The organism is Erythrobacter sp. GH1-10, assembly GCF_045363165.1.
Lineage (GTDB): Bacteria > Pseudomonadota > Alphaproteobacteria > Sphingomonadales > Sphingomonadaceae > Erythrobacter.
On the sequence record NZ_JBJFLP010000001.1, the window covers coordinates 1,002,217 to 1,020,250 of the forward strand.

At 63.6% G+C, this 18,034-nt stretch carries 14 protein-coding genes; 10 read left to right on the forward strand and 4 right to left on the reverse strand.

What is annotated here, in order from left to right; all coding sequences use genetic code 11:
* From ACI5KX_RS04950 to ACI5KX_RS04995, 10 genes are all read left to right on the forward strand, one after another.
* A complete protein-coding gene (locus ACI5KX_RS04950; protein ID WP_406809563.1) occupies window positions 1-1,116 on the forward strand; it encodes a hypothetical protein in 1,116 nt (371 codons plus the stop codon).
* On the forward strand, window positions 1,113-1,361 hold the full coding sequence (locus ACI5KX_RS04955) for a hypothetical protein (protein ID WP_406809564.1): 249 nt from the start codon (window positions 1,113-1,115) through the stop codon (window positions 1,359-1,361). The genes ACI5KX_RS04950 and ACI5KX_RS04955 overlap by 4 nt, the downstream gene beginning before the upstream one ends.
* Entirely contained in the window at window positions 1,358-2,146 is a 789-nt protein-coding gene (locus ACI5KX_RS04960) for a hypothetical protein (RefSeq protein ID WP_406809565.1), read from the forward strand. The genes ACI5KX_RS04955 and ACI5KX_RS04960 overlap by 4 nt, the downstream gene beginning before the upstream one ends.
* A complete protein-coding gene (locus tag ACI5KX_RS04965) occupies window positions 2,143-3,597 on the forward strand; it encodes a S8 family peptidase (RefSeq protein ID WP_406809566.1) in 1,455 nt (484 codons plus the stop codon). Before ACI5KX_RS04960 ends, ACI5KX_RS04965 begins: the two co-directional genes overlap by 4 nt.
* Before the next feature lie 64 nt (window positions 3,598-3,661).
* Window positions 3,662-5,458: a hypothetical protein gene (locus tag ACI5KX_RS04970; protein WP_406809567.1), complete on the forward strand. Its 1,797-nt coding sequence runs from the start codon at window positions 3,662-3,664 to the stop codon at window positions 5,456-5,458.
* 32 nt (window positions 5,459-5,490) lie between these two features.
* Complete coding sequence (locus ACI5KX_RS04975) at window positions 5,491-6,543, forward strand: hypothetical protein (protein ID WP_406809568.1); 1,053 nt, start codon at window positions 5,491-5,493, stop codon at window positions 6,541-6,543.
* 155 nt (window positions 6,544-6,698) lie between these two features.
* On the forward strand, window positions 6,699-8,006 hold the full coding sequence (locus tag ACI5KX_RS04980; RefSeq protein ID WP_406809569.1) for a hypothetical protein: 1,308 nt from the start codon (window positions 6,699-6,701) through the stop codon (window positions 8,004-8,006).
* Between the two features lie 79 nt (window positions 8,007-8,085).
* Complete coding sequence (locus ACI5KX_RS04985) at window positions 8,086-9,363, forward strand: hypothetical protein (protein ID WP_406809570.1); 1,278 nt, start codon at window positions 8,086-8,088, stop codon at window positions 9,361-9,363.
* Entirely contained in the window at window positions 9,360-10,304 is a 945-nt protein-coding gene (locus tag ACI5KX_RS04990) for a hypothetical protein (RefSeq protein WP_406809571.1), read from the forward strand. The genes ACI5KX_RS04985 and ACI5KX_RS04990 overlap by 4 nt, the downstream gene beginning before the upstream one ends.
* A 9-nt stretch (window positions 10,305-10,313) precedes the next feature.
* Window positions 10,314-12,029: a hypothetical protein gene (locus ACI5KX_RS04995; RefSeq protein WP_406809572.1), complete on the forward strand. Its 1,716-nt coding sequence runs from the start codon at window positions 10,314-10,316 to the stop codon at window positions 12,027-12,029.
* A 78-nt stretch (window positions 12,030-12,107) separates the two neighbouring features.
* Here the strand turns inward: ACI5KX_RS04995 and ACI5KX_RS05000 are convergent, their stop codons facing one another.
* From ACI5KX_RS05000 to ACI5KX_RS05015, 4 genes are all read right to left on the reverse strand, one after another.
* Window positions 12,108-13,478: a M24 family metallopeptidase gene (locus tag ACI5KX_RS05000; RefSeq protein ID WP_406809573.1), complete on the reverse strand. Its 1,371-nt coding sequence runs from the start codon at window positions 13,476-13,478 to the stop codon at window positions 12,108-12,110.
* 53 nt (window positions 13,479-13,531) lie between these two features.
* Window positions 13,532-13,978, reverse strand: coding sequence for a lasso peptide biosynthesis B2 protein (locus tag ACI5KX_RS05005; RefSeq protein WP_406809574.1), 447 nt, complete (start codon window positions 13,976-13,978; stop codon window positions 13,532-13,534).
* A gap of 80 nt (window positions 13,979-14,058) precedes the next feature.
* Window positions 14,059-16,383 carry an EAL domain-containing protein gene (locus ACI5KX_RS05010; RefSeq protein ID WP_406811320.1) on the reverse strand — a complete coding sequence of 775 codons (2,325 nt, stop codon included), beginning with the start codon at window positions 16,381-16,383 and terminating at the stop codon, window positions 14,059-14,061.
* A gap of 178 nt (window positions 16,384-16,561) precedes the next feature.
* Window positions 16,562-17,896, reverse strand: coding sequence for a FecR domain-containing protein (locus tag ACI5KX_RS05015; protein ID WP_406809575.1), 1,335 nt, complete (start codon window positions 17,894-17,896; stop codon window positions 16,562-16,564).
* Window positions 17,897-18,034 lie beyond the last annotated feature (138 nt).

Here is an 18,034-nt window from a genome sequence, read left to right on the forward strand (position 1 = left end):
ATGCCGGGTCACATTCCTCCCCCGCCAGACAGGAACCCGCAGGCCACCCCGGTGCGCAGCTTCGCGCGCGATGCCTTCGGCCGGGAGATTGCTGCGGGGCCCGCCTACGGCGAAAGCACCCGGCAGCAAGACCCGTTCGCGAGCGCGCCCACAGAGAGCAAACCGAAAGAGAAAGCGACCGATGCTCTCGGTCGGCGTGCCGGGGAGCTTTCCGACGAAATCGACTTCCCCGCCTTCGTGGCATCGCTCGTCCACGGCACCTTCGATGCGATTGTCGACAGCTCGATCCGTCAGACCGAATCCTTCGCCGAGTTGGTGACAGCGGTCTCGAAACCGCTTGACCAGTTCGCGCAGGAGAACGTGACCAAGGGTCAGACCCGCGCCTGGCTGCTTGAGCAGTACCCCTCCGACGTCACGCTGGTGGACGACGAGGCCGGTGGATACAAACTCGCACCGCTGGTCTCGCCCGATGACTTCGATGCGCCCGACCTCGCGCTGATGGGAGAGTTCGGGCTCGAAGGTCAGCCAGCCGACAGCGAGACTCTCGAGAACGAGGTACTGCCGCTCGCTCGCCAGCGGATGGCACAGCAACGCCTCTCCACTCTGGCCAGCATGGTGTTGATGGGTATGCAGCGCGTGGTCGTGAAGGACGGCGTGATCGACACCAGCCTGCGCTTCCGCGCGGCGGCGCGCGATCGCGCGGCGGTCGATTATGCAACCGGCAACGACACCCAGACCCCGCAATCGCAATGGGGCATTCGCGGGCATCAGCAAGCCGCGGTCAAGGTCGCAACGGTCGATATCAACGCGCAGTCGGACACCCAGCTGGCGGCAGAATTGCGCGGCAAGGTGCGGATCAACTTCGCTTCCGACTACGTGCCTCTCGAACGCTTCGTTGACGAGGCGCAGCGCACGCTGCTCGAACGGCACAGCCGCCTCACCGAGGCGCAGCGCGGGGCGATGCGCCAGGCGATCCAGCAGCAGCCGGTGCAACCGGTGCAGGCACCCGTGCAACAACCGCTGCCTGCGCCGGTCCAGCCGGTGCAACAGGCACCGCAGCCGACCCAGCCTGCGCAGGTTGCACCTGCCCCGACGCAACCGGGACCGACGTCATGAAGCTGCGCCGCCCCCTCGCCGAACTCCTCGAGGAGATTGCCTCGAGCGCGCTTGAAGGCACTGCCGGTGCGCCAATCGCAGTTCATGGATTGGAGATCGACCTACCTATCGAACTGCGGTTGCATTCGTCTGATGAAGGCGCGGCGCTGCACGGCGATGTGCCGCTGTTCCTCACCCGAACTCCATTCGATCCGCCAGTTTCGCGGCTCGCGGTGCGTTGGGAAGCCGGGGAGGTCGAGCCATGACCGATGGCGGAACCCTGCGTCTGGAGGATTTCATCCAGGCCGTGCAGTCGCAGCTCGACAACGCGCAGGCGGCGATGGCGATCAAGGCGCGCAACCTCAACCTGCCGCTGACCTTCGCGATCAAGGACATCAACCTCGACCTGCGTGCGCATATCGAATTCGTCGCCAGCGAAATCCGCATCCGGCCTGCGGCGGCGGGAGAGACCGACGCCAGCGTTTTTCACCTCGTTTTCACCGCGATCACCCGGCCGGCGATCGAGGAGAACGCGATCAGCTTTGCCGAGGACGAGGAGGACGAGCCGCTCGACATGGCAGAGAGCGGCCTGACGCCAGACCAGATCACCCGGCTCAAATGGGCGGGGGTCCAGACCATTCGCCAGTTCCAGGAGCTCGACCAGAAGAACGCGGTCCACACCATTGGCCGCGTCACCAACCTGCCGGTCGATCGCCTGCGCAAGGCGCTGGACCGCGCAGCGAGGCCGCGCGTCGATATCGTCGAACCGGTCGCGCCGGACAACGCCGATGGCGGCCCGCCGCTGCTGCGCGTCAAGGGGCGCAACCTCGTGCGCAAGGAAGGCTTCCCGCAGGTCCGCATCCGCAATCGCCCGGTCTCGATCCTAAAATCATCGGCCGGCGAATTGCTGCTCGCACCCTCGGACGATCAATGGTCGGGCGAGATCACGATCGAGCCAGCCCCGCAAGTGGCGACCAGCATGGCGTTCGATCTATCCGAATGCGCGCCGGGTCCGGATTTGCAGCTGGCTCGGGAAGGGGGGGCATCGTGACCGGTATCAGCCTCGCCGCCGCCTGGAATTCCCCGGAAGACAAGCAGTATTCGCTGCCCGGCGCAGTCATGCTCAAGATGGCGCTGGGCGAGGCGCCGCAGGATATACCCGCCCTGCGCGAAGTCTCGCGCAAGAAACTCTCGGCGGCGACCTCGATCGATGGCGGCCCGATCGACCGGATTACCAGCGAACTCGCCGGAGGGTTCCGCGCCTGCCGCTTGCATTCGGCAGCGGCCAGCCTCGGTGCGGGAAACGGGGATCGCGAACAGTTCGATCCGATCGAGGAAGCCACCGGTCTTGCCCGGACCTTCGTGATGCGAGTCCCTTCGGATGCGCATGTCGGCAGGCTATGCGAGACGCTGCGCCAGATCCCGACCGTCGAATCCGCCAGCCCTAATTACGTCACCGCGCTGCCATTCGATATGCAGGCCCCCCTGACCCCGGAAGATAATGACGATATCCGAGCGCTTCACGCGATGGTGCATGCGGGCGAGGCGCTTAAATACGAGCCCGGCGATCGCAGCGTACGGATCGGCCTGATCGACAGCGGGATCAGCGAAAACCATGCCGAATTGCAGGACGTCTTCAGCGCCGGCTACGACACCGTCCAGCTCGACGATCGCGACGTAGCCGCCGGCGTACACTTACTGGGCGACCATCGGCGCAAGGACAGCAATCCGACCGACGATTATGTCGGCCACGGTATGGGATGCGCGGGCATCATCGCTGCGCACGGCCTGCGGATACCCCCCGGCATCGGCGGCCAATGCAGTATCCTTCCGCTGCGCGCGCTCGCGGCGGCCCGGCTCCCCGGCAAGGACAAGGCCGTCGGCCTCGGCGCGATCAGCGATCTCGACATGGCGCTCAAGCTCGCGGTCGACCTTGGCGCGAAGGTCATCAATATGAGCTTCGGCACGGACGATTCCGCGATCTCGCCTTCCAGCCCGCGCCCGCACGCCGACACGATAGAATACGCGGTGACGCGCGGCTGTATCCTCGTCGCGGCGAGCGGGAACAACGGCCAGGAAACACGCTACTGGCCCGCCGCTTACCCCGAAGTGATCGCGGTCGGCGCGGTGGACCGCAACGGCCGCCCGGCGGGTTTTTCGACCCGCGGCGAACATGTCGCGCTCTGTGCTCCCGGCGAGAAAGTCCTGACCACGTCGCTGCGCGGATACCAGCATGCGACGGGCACGAGCTTTGCCGCGCCTTTCGTCTCGGGCGCAGCTGCATTGCTCGTCGCGCATGCGCATCGCCGCGCGTTCCCGGTCGACCACCGGATCATCAAGCGGGTCCTGATGACGTCTGCGCGTCCGTTCGGGCTCGATTCACCGACCGGCTGCGGCACCGGCATCCTCGACGCCAAGGCCGCGCTCCAGGCTCTCGACCGCGAGATCGACGCGGTCCTCGACGAAAGACCCGAAGACGACGGAGGCGCCGATGATGGATGATCGATCGGTCCCCTGACCCAACCACGAAGTCTCATGTTCACACAATTTTCCAAGGAGTAAGACAATGGCCCGTATCGACAGAAAAACGCGGTTCCGCGATCTCGAATGGCGCGAACGCAAGGCCCACCAGAGGCTCACTTACGAGAAGAACTCGCTCGAAAAGCTCCGTGATGACGGCAAGGCACTGAGCAAGACGCAGCTCGATGAACTCGCCCGCCTCACTGAAATCTATGACGAGTGGACCAAGAGCCAGAACAACCCGTCGAAAGCTAAAGAGCGTGTCGATCCGCTGTTCGTTACGGCCCGGACTCTGCTTAACGAGAATTCGCTGATCGATCCGGAGATCCGGTCCCACGATGAGGGGCGGTTTGTCCTCGACGGGGACGATCTCGATGATGACACAGGCGAGATCACGAACTCCAAGCCCACCGACGATGTGATGACCAAAATCTCCCTGGTCATGGGCATTCTCGCTCTGGACGAAGTGGAGCCGCCGCAGCTGACGGTCGTTCCTCAGGCGCGCGGTGTAACCGGCAAGAAGGCTACGGGAACGGGCCACGGGAGAACCATCTATCCGGACGAAAGCGACCGGCGCTACGGGTCGTTCAACGCCGCTGTGTTCCGTGCGATCGGCGAAGCGGCGAGCTATGGCGATCTCGCCAAAAACGTCCTCGCCTTGCTCGCTCAGGAAGGTGACCAGGACGGTAGCGCTGGCGCCGAGTTCGACCCGAGCGTCGACGTGGTCGAATTCGCCCGCGTCGTGCGCGGCCTCGATGAACGCGGTGTCCATGCCCAGGAACCCCAACTGCGTCGGCGCATCAACGAGGTTCTCGACAAGGTCCAGAACGTGCGCGGTTTCGATGAAGTCGCGACCGGCGGGATCGACCTGCCCGATCTCGAAAGCATCGCCGACACCAACATCGTCAGGGAGAACATCCGGGTGATGGGCCCTATGATCGTCTCGGCCATGTTCGAGGAGCTCAAGGTCTACCAGGTGGTCGACCGGATCGTCGAACAGTTCCAGCGCGGAATGCTGCCGATCGGTTCGGGCAGGGCGGGCGAACTGCTCTACAAGTACTGGCGCGAGGCCCCCAACCGGATGTCCGAACAGGAACGCCGCGATTTTCAGACGATCACGCTCGGCGTGCCGGGCGGCAATCCCAATGCGCTGGTCAATCGCGACTTCAACGACCTGTGGATCCGGTTCGTCTCTTCGGTGTCGTCCTTCGTTCGCCAGAACGAGGTCGATACGCTGCTACGCTCGGCCACGCCGGGTGCGATCAGCCAGCAACAGGTCCGTAAGGCCGCGCGCGATCTCGCCGCGAACCTCACGCTGCACGGCTATGGCATGGCCCATTACGCCGCGCGGGAACTGCAGTCGCAGATCAAGTTCATGATCGACCTGCTCGAGGATCGCGAGATCAAGGCGTCCTATGGCGCGCGTGACATGTGGCAGGTGATCGACCAGGTCGCGACCTATGACCTGGGCGGTGCCAAGACGAGCTCGCGTTACCGCACGCTGGCGACCTGCGGCACTATCATCGCCGAATGGCTTGCCAAGAAGGCCGAGCTCATCAGCCGTCCTACGGGTCCGCTGATCGACCTTGCCGAAGTGCGCAATCCTGGCCTGTTCCACGGGCCTTCGCACAGAGCCACCCGCGACCCCAGCGACTACGATCTCGTCAATGCCTGCGAACTCTGGCTCGCCGATACCGCGACCAGCGACCGCCAGGTCGAGGAGCTCTCGCAGCCGAAGGAATCGCCGCTGATGACCTCGAAACCGATCCCGATCCCGGCGATGGCGCGCGATATGCTCGACGACATCGGCATCGGGTTGGGACAGCACAACACGCGGCACTGAACTGCCCCGTTTGATAGAAAAGGAGAACGGCGATGAGTTACTTCTCAACTCCATCCCAGCCGTTGATGCACAAGGTCGAGCGCCGTTTGCGAAGCGCGGCGCAGCGGCTCGGCACAACCGATCCTGTGCCATCGGTGCACGACCTGCTCAGGCGTACCTTCTTCTACCCGGAAGGTGACGAGCGCTATGGGCACAACGCTCTGACGCCGATGGCGGCCCCGTTCGAACCGAGCTTCTCGGAAATGCAGCCGAGTATCCTGCGCTTCACGATCGAACCGTTGCCGCCCCAGGCATCGAGCATCGACCGGCGCAATGAATCGACCCGCGAGATGCGGCGGCTGCTGGACCAGAATATCGGTACCGACGCGGTCTACTGGTTCGACCGCGCGAGCGAGCCCTATCGCGGAATCGGCAATGGCAGCCTGCTCGATTACGGGGCCTTCTTCGGATCGTCCTACGATCGCAACGGCCTCTATTCGTCCAAGGTCTATTACGAGACCAATGGCAATGGCGGGGTGATCGAGGGTCTGCCTGTCGCGCTGTTCCGCACTGTGCAGGTCGCGACGCAAATGATCCCCGGGCTCAAGCCATTGTTCACTACCATTGCCGCCGAACGGGAGAGCGGCTCGCAGCGTCTGACCTTCGCCTGCACCCAGCCGATCCGGCTGGCGGATCTCCAGCCGGCGCTCGACCAACTGGGGCTTGGGCACCGCCTGCCCGGGCTGATGCAGACCATTGGGCTCGTGCTGGGCGGTCGGTTTGACATCCCGGCGCATGCGGCGCTGATGGCTTTCGGAGAAGGTCCCAACGGTCCCGATTTCGAGATCTATCTGCTGCTCGCTCACATCCCAGACGTGCCCCCGAGCTTCCTCAGCTTGCTGACGATGGGGCTGGCCGAACGACCGCGCAGCCTTGCCGCGCTGGAACGCTGGATCGGCGCCTTCACCCCGGAAGACGAGCACTGGCCGGGCCGGTTCTCGATCGTGAGCCTGCGGACCGACCGCACCTCGCCGCCGCGCGTCAGCCTGTACCTGCGACCGGTCGAATTCGAACTGCAACAAGAAGCCGTATCGCAGGCCGCCTAGGGGCAACTGCCAAACAAGAAAGGCCTGTCATGACCAGCATGTCAGCTCAAACAGCCAGCAGCCACCAAGCGGGCCAGGATCACGATCCGCAGCCCGCGCCGGAGGTCCGTTCAGAAGTTGCGCGGGTCCTGCAGAAGTCGCCTGCCTTCCGGCAAATGAGTCCGGAGGACCAGAAGGCCATCGCGAAAGCGACCGCGCAGGTCGCCGGCTACCTTGCTCAGCCGGAAGGGATGGATGGCCGCGCCGTCGGTGGGGTCGTGCCCGAAGGCATGGCGACCAGTCCTGCAGCGCCAGCGGAAGGAATGTTCTTCTCCAGGAACGACAATGTCCCGCAAGAGGCAAGCTGGGCCGATCGCCGGGCTGCGGTCGATGCAATCGGTGAGGGCGAATTCAGAGCCGATGCGGCCCGCGAGGGGGCGGCGGTTGCAGGCGAGCTGCTGCGCGAAGTCAAATTTCCGGCATTCGTCTCGGGCCTGATCGAGGGTGTCTTCTCGTCGATCACCCAAAGCTCGATCGAACAGATGGAGGCGTATCAGAACATGATCGCCAATGTAGCGAAATCGCTTTCGCAATACATGGACGATCACGTCACCGAGAACCAGGGGCGCGACAACCTGGTCGATCAGTTCCCCGACCTGTTCGAGATCGGCTCCGGAGACGCGGGCGGGTTCGGCGATTTCGGCGATTTCGGCGATGGCGGTGATGATGTCTTCGGCCAGACTCAGTCTTCCGGTCCGAGGCTGAAACTGCGCGATGGCGTCGGCGAGAGCGAGGCTTTGCGCAAGGTCAACAACAAGCTCACTTTCGAAGAGGGCAATCTCAAGAGCCTCGACCTAAGCGACGAGAACGTCGAACGCGCTCTGGTGGAGAACAGCCGGATGCAGCTTGCTCGCCAGCGCCAACAGCTGATGGCGAGCATAGTGTTGATGGGCATCAACCGCATCGTTGTCACCGACGGGCGGATATCGGCCAAGGTCAAGTATGATGTCCGCACGTCGGACCGGCTTTCGAAACGCCGTTCAGCCGCTGCGATGGACTATGCCCGCAACCGCTGGGGCGGTGTCGAGAAAACCCGCGATTCCGAACGCGAATGGGATTCAGGCGGTAGTCGCGAAGGCGAATACAACACCGAAGAATACAGCGCCGACTGGTTCTCCAAAGGCAACTACAAGTACGAAGAAAAGCCGATCATCACCGCCAGCACAATGGCGGCGGAATCGCAGGATGCAGCGATGATGGCCAAGATCGAGCTGCAGGGTGCGGTCGATGTGAACTTCAAGTCCGATTACCTGCCGCTCAATCAGATGGCGACGCCGGGCATGATCGCCGCAATCCAGGGCAATGCGCGCCCGGTCGATCCCAATGTCGTGCCTTCGCCTCGCGGGGCACCGCCGCCCCCCACGACCGGGAACACCGGAGGCAACCAGTCTACGGGCGGCACCATCGCCCCGCCGCCGGCCTAGGAAGGAGAACCCTATGGCCACGCCCGTCACACTACCCGGCACATCCACCGGAACGCCGCCTCGGTCGAGGCATGTGCAAATGGCCCCCACGAGCCAGGAAGCCATCGCCGAAGTCCGTCCGCAAATCCGCGATGGGCTCATGTCCGCCCCGTCCTTCAAGGCGCTTGGCGATGACGAGCGGGCGCAGATCGCGAAGGATACCGTGCGGGTCTTCAGCTACATGCGCGATCCGGACGGAATCCTGTCCGAGCTGGGGGAAACTACCGGCCCTGAACCTTCGAGGGCTGCGCAAGCGGCGGCTGCCGCGGCGCGTTCACCCGAGGAACCGGTTTCAAAGGCGCAATCCAGCCCGCCAACCGCAGAGGCGATGAAGGAAAGCGCCGTCGATGCCACCAAGCGACGCCTGTCGGGCAAACAGGGCTTTGCCGGGGAGGATTTCAAGGCGGGTGCGGTCGAGCAGGGGGTCGAGCAATTCGGTCAGCTGGTCCAAAAAGTCGACTTTCCCGCCTTCGTCGGCGGGCTGATCAAGAACGTATTCCAGGCCATCGTCGAAAGCTCGATCGAACAGATGCGCGCCTATGGCGACCTTATCGCCAATGTCGCGAAAACGACCGATCAGTTCATGGCCGACAACATCACCGAGGCGAGCGGGCGCGATTACCTTGCGGACAAATATCCGGATGTGATGTCGGTCGGTTTCGAGGACGACGGCTGGGGTTCCGGGTTCGCCGACGAGGATATTTCCGGCGAGCAGGTCTCGCCGCCGCGCTTGCAGGCGCAGGGCGATGACGCTTCAGTGCGGCTGGCCGAGATCAGCAAGGAAATGAACGTCAATCCGCCGGTCACCGATCTTTCCGATGCCAATGCGGAATTGCGGCTCGTAACCGCCGCTCGGCTGGAGATGGCCAAGAGCCGCCAGCAGCTGTTGTCCTCGATGGTGATGCTCGGCATCAACCGGATCGTGGTCACCGACGGTTCGATCAACGCCAAGGTGGTGTTCGATATGCGCGCCTCCGACGTCGCGCGGCGTACCGCCACCGCGAGCATGCATGACCGCGAGGCGCAGAAGTACACCCAGTCCGTCAAAGCCCGCTACGGAGGCTGGTACTCGCCTTACAGTGCCAAGGCTTCCTTCACGGGGCAGCAGGAACACGTCGCAACGGTCGGTTCTGCCGTGGATGAGACCAGCGAGTCCAAAGCGGAAGTGAAGGCGCGGCTCTCGGGCGACGTCAGGGTCAATTTCAAGAGCGACTTCCTGCCGATGGAAAAGATGGCGACGCCGGGAATGATGTCGGTGATCCAGGGCAACTCGATGCCGTTCAACCCCAATGAGGAGAAGGAGCCGGCCACGCAATGACGGCGCTGCTCCCTCCCGTTGCCGATGCCGAGATCGACTTCGCTCTGCAGAAGAGCGAAGCGCTTGTGGCGCAGGCAACGGCGAAGGGACTTGCCTTCGCATTCGACGAGCTCGGCTATCTCGACATTCCCGAGCAAAGCACGCCGCCGATCGACAAAGCACAGCTGCGCGCGCTCGCCTCGCTATACCTCGCCGCAGAACTCGAACCGGCAGGCGTCATCCCGGCAGCGGAAAAGCTGGCCGGGCTATCGAGCTCGGTGCTGCAAGTCGATCTCGGCCCCGCGAGGCCGCTCGTCGGCAAGTTCTGGCAGGGTCGTGGCGACCGTCCCGACGCCTCCGAGCGCAATGCCTTTTACGCGCGCTTGTTCGGCACCTCGTCTGGGCCGATCACTGCGGGTGTGGAACGCAACGCGCTGTTCGAAGATCGCATGCTGACCCTGTGCGAAGCGCTGCTCAAGGTCGCTCCGGGCCAGGGCTCGGACAATTTCGCGGTCCAGCACCAGGTGCGGCTTGCCGGTCGCAAGCTGATGGAGAACCTGTTGCAGGCGAGCACCGGCATCACCGCATTCTTCGCGGGCGAGATCATCGCTACCCTGAAGCAAGCCGTCGCGATCCTCGGTCACCCGCATCTGCGGGCGCGCTTCGGCGCGCGCAACATCTGGGATGTCATTGCGGCGATCGGACGCCTGTCTGCGCAAGAGGTCCGCCCCCCTTCGCCCTACATTCGCCGCGGCAAGTCCGGCATGACCATCCTCGCCTGGCTCGCGGATCGATCCGACGACATGGTCGGCAATTCCGCGATCATCCGCCCTGGCGACGCAGTGATCGGCGCAGCGGTGGAATGGATTGAGGCGGTCCTCGAAATCGGTGAAAGCAGCGCAGGCTATCAACCCGGCCAGGGTCGAGGCTCCGGCTCGGCCTGGGCCCAGCTCGGGTCCTGAACCATGGAGATGGCCGCGCCACCGGGTCAGCGGGCACGCGATGACGTTCGCAACGGCTTGCGATCGGTCCTGTCGTCAGCAGATGCATTCAACCGGCTCGATCGCGACACCCGCAAGGACATTGCCAAGTCGCTTGTCAAAATCGGGTCGACTGCACTCGATCTCGCCGAAGAGGAAGAACGCAGCCTCGCGCTATCCTCTCCCGAAATTGCGCCTTCGAGTTCCCGTCCGATTGCGCAGGCCCAGTCGCAACCGGCCTTCGGCGAGGCGGCGCGGCGGCTGGCGAGCACCACCCGCGACACGCTCGAGGCTGTATCCTTTCCGCGCTTCGTGAGCGAGCTGATCACCGGCGTGTTCAAGGCGATGAACGACTCCAACCAGCAGCAGCTCACCGCCTTTGTCGAACTGATCCGCAATGTCGCCGCATCGACCGACGGGTTCGCCGATGCGAATGTGGGGCTGGCCGGGGCCCGCGCATGGCTCGCGGAGCGCTTCCCGGGGTCTTTCCGTGTTACGGGGGCGGAGGATGATGGTTTCGACGATCCGGCCGAAATGTCGCCCGAGGAACGCGCGGAGTGGCAGCGCGAGCGCGACGCTGAGCAGCGGTTGGAACTCTTGCCGGGAGGCTCGTTTCCGGAGGAAAACGCCCTGCGGATCGCGCTCGGGGTCCCTCAGGGGCAGACGATACCGACCGGCAACCCGGAGAGCCTCGTCCCGCTCGCTCGCGCAGCGCTGGCCCGTAACAAGCAGCAGATGCTCGCAACCATGGTGCAGATGGGGCTCCAGCGGATCGTGATCGAAAGCGGGCGGCTGAATGCTTCGATGAAGTTTCACGTCGACACGTCGAGCGCGACCGCCGAGGATCGCGGCTCGCAATTCGACATGCGCAACACTGTGGAGGCTCGCGGTGGAGCGCGTTTCGGCCCTTGGGGTGCGGAAGCGAAAGTCCAGAACACGATCGGCTATGTCACCACCGAGCGCTCGCAGACCAGCGAGGAGATCAACACCGAACTCGATCTCGACAGCGGCGTCGAGCTGATCTTCCGCACCGACTATGTCCCGCTGGACCGGCTGGCCGGTTCGAGCGACCGCGAGCGCATTCGCGTCAACGCGCTGAACCCTGAGGCCGAAGCGCAGCGGATACAGGCCGCGCGGACAGCCCGCGAAGGGCGGCGCCAGGCCGAAAGGACCGCACGGCGCAGCGGTCTCGACAGCTCGCTGCGCACTCCGACGGCGCCGCCGCCGCCCAGTCCCTTGAGTCCGCCTTCACCGACCGGTGCAGCGCGCACCCAGCAGCCTGCGGCTCGCAGCGGCGGCGGCAGCAACGCCGGCGGTGGGAGCGGAGGATCCGCCAGCAGTGGAGGCGGCGCCGCGAGCGGGGGAGCTCGGCCTTCGGATGGAGGGAGCAGCGCCGGTGGAGGAGGGGGAAGCAGCGCCTCGCAGCCGGCAAGCGGAAGCGGAGGCCCTAGTGGAGGAGCCCGGCCCTCTGGCGGCGGCGCCAGTGGAGGTGGAAGCAGCACAAGCGGTGGCTCGCGTCCGGCAGGTGTCGGCGGCAGCGCTGGTGCAGGAGGAGGAGGAGGAGGAGGCAGCTCGGCCAGGGGCGGTTCGGCCAGCGGAGGTGGCGGAAGCCCAAGCGGCGGGGCACAGTCTTCTGCTGGAGGCGGTGCGAGCGGAGGATCGAGTCCCGCGAGCGGCGGAGGTGCAGCCAGCGGTGGAGGAGGCTAGGTCTTGGGCGAAGCTACCCGCGCTGCTCGATCGGTTGGCAGCGATCGAGACGCCGGTGGATCGCCAGCTCAGCTAGCCTCAGTCTGACGCGATGAGCGTGAGCTCGGTCTGGCGACCATCGAGAAAGCGCACACTCTCGCCGTCGAACCATGCGTCCTCTTCCGAACGGAAATCGACCCGCTGACCGCCCCATTCGGGGACTTCGAGATAGGAGGTGAGCTCGATCGACCACATGGTTCCGGCATGCACCGGATAGGCCCCGCGCGGGTCGTCTTTCTGGTTGTCCCAGAAACCGATTGCCGTGCCTGCACCGTGGCCGTGCAGGCCGATCGGATGCGAATAGATCGAGGGATCGAGCCCTTCGGCCAGTGCAGCCGCGCGTGCCCGGGCGAGGACCGCATTGCCGGGAAGGCCGGCTTCGAAGCTTTCGATCAGGATATCCTGTACGCGGTTGGTGTTCTTCAATCCCTGGACAAGCCCTGCGGGGGCATCTGTTTCGCCGGGCTTCAGGACATAAGCGAGATGCTGCGTATCGGTGTTGAGCCGCAGATAGGTGATGCCGAAATCGGTCCAGATCAGATCGCCTGGCTCGATCACCGTATCGCCGCGCAACATGCCCTCCGCACCCTGTCGCTGCACGCCGACCCCTGGGTGGAACCACGGCTTCAGTCCAAGCCGGGCCAGCTCTTCGCGGTACCACCATTGCACGTCGGCAACGGTGGTTTCGCCCGGCGTAATGACTTCGCGCGAGAATGCACGTGCGATCAGCGAATGCGCAACCCGCACAATACCGGGGTAGATCTCGAGTTCGGCCGGAACACGTTCCTCGAGCCAGCGCACCGATAGCCTTTCTCCGCTGACAATCCGTTCGCGATAGCTTTCGGGCAGGGCGTCGACCATGCCGCGATACTGGCTCAATGTCATCCCGTCGCCGAACGCTGTGATGTCTGAAGTGTTGACTGCGATCGTAGACGGATCGCGCTCGGCGATAATGTCCGCGAGCGCAGCCCACTGATCGGGCTCCTCCTCCGGGTCCCACGCGGGTTCGAACAGGCCTGCCAACCCATATCGGCTCACTGTCAGCCGCTCGACCGGCTGGCCGTCGCCGGGGTCGAAGAACACCAGCAGGGTGCGACGGCGGGCGTGAAAGTTCCGGGCGTCGAGCATCGAGGCGACGACCGGTTCTTCGAAATATTCGCGCGCGACCAGCACCCACATCTGCACGTTCTGCTCGCGCATGATCCGGGGGATGATCTGGTCGAGACGTTCTTGGAGAATGCGATCGATCACTGCCGCCCGCTCTCGCATCGAAAGGAGCTGGGGCCTGGCCGGATCGGCCTGCTCGGTCTCGCTCATCGGGATGACCGGTGGCATCGGCTCGCTTGCATCAGCCTGCGCTGCGCATGCCATCGATCCTGCTGCGAGCAGGCAATTGAACCTAGTTATCATCGAGCGCCCCTTCATGTGTGCCGCCAATCTATGCGGGTCAGGCCAAACGTGAGTCAATCGGATCCAGCGGGCGATCCTCCGGAGCCGAAAGATCGGTATTTCTCATACTCGTCCTCGCCGGTCACTACCCGATCGCCGACCTTGAGCCAGGCGTGCAGAGCGATGTTTCCGGCAGGGTCTGCACGCCTCGATCCGAGTATGATTTGCGAAGGAATGCCGCGCCGCTTGAGCACCCAGCGTCCGGCTATCGCTTGCGGGAAACACACCGCCTCGAACTTCTGCTTTCGCGCGAGCCGTTTGATGATCCGGCCGATGTCTCCCGCTTGCTTCAGTTGCTGCGGCGAGAGGGGCATGGGCGCTTGCTCGCTACCGTCGATCGGGCCGAGCGAGCGGCGCCACCAGCGGAACGGGACGAGCTTGATGAGCAACCTTGCATAAGCAAGGCCGAGCACGATTTCCGCGTGCAACACCGCTTTCTTGAAAGATCGAACGAGGCCCATGACGTTTCGCGCGCCTCTTGCACATGTCACGCGAGGAAATCCAAGCCCTTTTTCAAGTGATCGTGCGGAGTCCGGCAGGGCTAGGCGGCTGCATAGGTTGCGTCGTGGTCATTCACGAACGCCGCCAACTCTGCCCAGGACATCGGCTTGCCTATCTGCCACCCCTGCGCATAGTCGCAGCCGAGCTCGCGCAGGATATCGAGTGTGGACCGGTCCTCCACACCCTCGGCCACGACGGCGAAACCGAGCGCATGGGCGAGCTCGATCGTCGATTGCACCATGATCTGGTCCTTGCGGTTCTGGCGAAGCCCCCGGACGAAGCTCTGGTCGAGCTTGAGTTCCTGAACCGGAAAATCCTGCAGGTAGTGGAGCGTCGCCTGCCCGGTGCCGTAATCGTCGATCGAAATGCGGGCGCCCGACGCCCTCAGGCGCATGATGGCCGAGCGGGCCCTGACCGAATCTGCAAGCGGGGCGCTTTCGGTTATCTCAAGTGTGATCCCACCGTCGCCAGAGCGTTCGACAGCACCGATTGCTTCCATAGCATATGTGACGAAGGCTTCGTCGCCGAGCAATTGCGCCGATATGTTGACGGCGATGTTGAGTTCCCTCCCCGCTTCTACTGCCAAGCGATAGTCGTCGATTGCCTGCCGCAAAACGAACCGGGTGAGTTCGTCGATCCGGTCCTTGCTCTCGAGAATGGGAATGAATTCGGACGGGGAGATATGCCCGAATTCCCGGCTGTTCCAGCGGACGAGGCATTCCGCCCCCGCAATGGCACCGTCTGCAAACCGCAGTTTTGGCTGGTAAACAACCGAAATCGCTCCGTTCGAGAGGGCCTCGTCAAGCTCGCTGAGAAGATGCTGTCGGAAGTGCGCGCCTTCGTGGATATTTTCGGCGTTCGAGGACCAGACGAGGCCGCGTTTGCGAGCGTCGGCGGATGCGTAGGTCGCGCCTTCGATCGAACCAGCCACGAATCCGAAATTCAGAGAGAGACGGAAGCGCTCGCCGTCCACGTCGAACGGCGCGTTGAACAATGCGCGAGCGCTTGCAAACAATTCGTCCGGGTTGTCTTCACCGTTTTCGGAAACGAGCCAGCCAAAAAGCCCGGAATCGATCCGATAAACGTCCTCGATCCCGGAAAGTAGCGCGAGGCGTCGCACGATCTCACCGTCGAGCATTGCGAGGCGGCTTGAGCCTAGTACCGTTGCGACGTCGCCAAAATCGGCAACTCGGGCGACCGCGACGCGCATTTGCGGTCGATGTGTCAGAACCCGTGCCATTGCGGCCCCGTTGGCGATGCCCGACGCGGTGTCGGTCATCCGTTCGGCTTCGAGGCTCGCTGCCGCACCTATGGCGCGATGCAGGCCAACAAAGAGCACGACGAAAAGCAGCGGGCCGGCAAGCGGGATATAGGGCAATGCCAGCTGATCGAGCGCGAGCGCGAGGACCACGAAGAAAGCGCCGGTTCCTATCGCCAAGGCGCTTGGTCCCAATCGCCTGTCGGCGGATCGCCGTTGCACTACCAGCGCGAGCGCGATCGAAGCCATGAGAAGTCCCAGCGTGAACCAGGCGGGCAAATCGCTGCGAGCACGGTCCTGCAACAGTGTCTCGGCGGCTTGAGCCTGGATGACGACGCCGGGCTGGACGCCGTACAGCGCCGTCGAATAACGGTCCCCGAGCTCGATCGCGGTCGCACCGATAACCACCCGCTTTCCGGCAACATCTTCTCGAGCGACCTTGCCTTCCACAAGGTCGATGAAAGACAGCCTTGGGATTGTGTTGGGGGCGATCGCCTGATCGACCCTGAAAAACAAGTCCACTTCTCCGCCCTTCTTGGCGAGCATGTTCGCGAGCGAGGGGCGAGCGGTGCCGTTGGTGGTCGTTCCGTTGGGATAGTGCGTAATCCTACCATCAGCTCCCGGAAACACGTTGACTGAGGCGAGGAACGAGTTTTCGCGCAGGCCGGGGATCGGGATCGCTTCAGAAATCGTCTGGCCCGTGCCAGCGCGGCTGAGCTGGCGAAACGTCGGCAGGATGACGGGCTGGCCGATCGTGTCGATCGCTTTTGCCAAACGCGCGTCTTCAGCGATCTCGGAACGCGAAGAGAAATCGATATCGAACGCGATCTGCTCGGCGCCGAGCCGATCGAGCTCCTCGATCGCAGTGGCATAATGTCGTCGCGGCCAGGGCCATTCATCGATTTCGGAGAGCGAGCGCCCGTCGATCTCAACGATCACGATCTCGCCGCTCGCCGGAGTGATGCGCAATGTGTCGCGGCTGTCGCGGAGCGCGTTTTCCGCGCCCGATCCGATGCCGGAGGAAACGAACAGCACCGCCACCAGCGCTGCGACTATGAACGCAGCACCGTGGATCTGCGCATTTCTGGCCGTGCGCAAGGCACGCATTACCCACACTTCGTGTCTCCCCTAGAGCGCAGAGCGCCAGACGAAGTGCCTCCTATGCCGGAAAAGGGTTACTGCCGCGTTTGCACCAATACCGGATTGGGCGTGCAAACCTGGAAAAAAGCTGGAAAATGATCGTCAAATTTGGCCGGACGACCGGTTGGTCACCTGCGAACCAACTTCAGGGCTTGAAACCCTTGTTACCGCCGCCGCCACGAATTCCGTTTCCGTTGCCGGTTGGGTCCTGTTCGTCCCGATTGCCGTTCTCGTCGTCGCCGAACGGAACTCCGCCCTGACCGTTCAGGCCGAGTTCGTCACCGAGATCGAAGCCCCCTTGGTCATCGCCGTTGTCGCTACCATTGCCCTGATCGGAATTGCCCTGGCCCTGGTTCTTGCCGTTGCCTCGGCTGTTGCCATCACCGTCGTTCTGGCCCTTGTTGCCCTCGCCGGAGCCGACGCCAGTGCCGAGGCCCAGATCGAGGCCGAGATCGATCTCCGCCCCGCCTTTGTCCTGGTCTTTACCGCCACCTTTGCCCTTGCCGTTTCCACCAGCGTTACCTTTGCCGTTGCCACCAGCGTTGCCATTGCCATTGCCGATGCCGATTTCGGCCGCAAGATCGACAGTTCCGATGCCATTCTCGCCACCGTTGCCGTTTGCTTTGGGCTTTCCTGCACTCTTGTCGTTTGTGTTCGAAGGACCGGTGGTCGGATCGACGGAACTTTCATCTTCGACTTCACCGTTGCGGCCGCTGTTGCTACGCGGCGCCTCGCTGCGTGCCAGTGCCACTTCGACTTCGATCTCGTCGCCGCGTTGCCCAATCGCAGCGTCCAAACCGGTGTCGCCACCTGCAACCTGGTCGTCCAGCGAACTCAGCAGAGCGAGCCGGGAATTGGGCGATGCGACGTTGCGTGCGGTGTCGTTGGCTGGCTCTTTTGGCGGCTCAGCCAGGATTTCTGGTGCTCCGCGCACCACAATGCCTGCGGTGTCTCCGGATGCCCGGTTGCCCGCTATAACCACCAGATTCTCTAGATTGCCCGCATCGACTAGTCCGACCATGCCCGGCGTCAGTAAAGCCGCTTCCAGATCGTTGCCGGTGGCGACTTCGACCGCACCCTCGGTCACCTGGACACTCGATTTCGAAGTGGTGACCGATACGTTGAACGTCGTGCCCTTTACGACCGCTGCAAGATAGGGTGTCTTCACGCCGAAATGCTGGGTCGTTTTCTTCTCGATCCGGAACAGCGCATTTCCGATGTTTTGGAAGAACTGGATGATCGGACCGCTCTTTTCCGGTTCTGCAAGCTGGAGTTCGGCACGGGGCGAGACGACGACGAATTCCTTGCCCCGCACGAGGACCGCGCGGCCCTTCGCACCGGTCCGGATAACGTCCCCGGGTTCGAGCGAACTGTTCGCTCGCGCGCTGCGCACTTCACCGTCGCGCACGATCGACACGCTGCCGCTCGCTTCCGACACCTTCCATTCGGGTGCGGAGGCTAGCGCGCTCGTGCTGGCCATCAGTGCGGCCAATGCGATCGTGCGTCTGGCGAAAGAGATCATTTCCTCAACTCAAATCTTCTTCTTGCTGGCCTCCGCTTTTGGACCCTACGTTTCAATGAGTGGTGAAAAGCGCTCCTTTCCAGAAAGTTAACAACA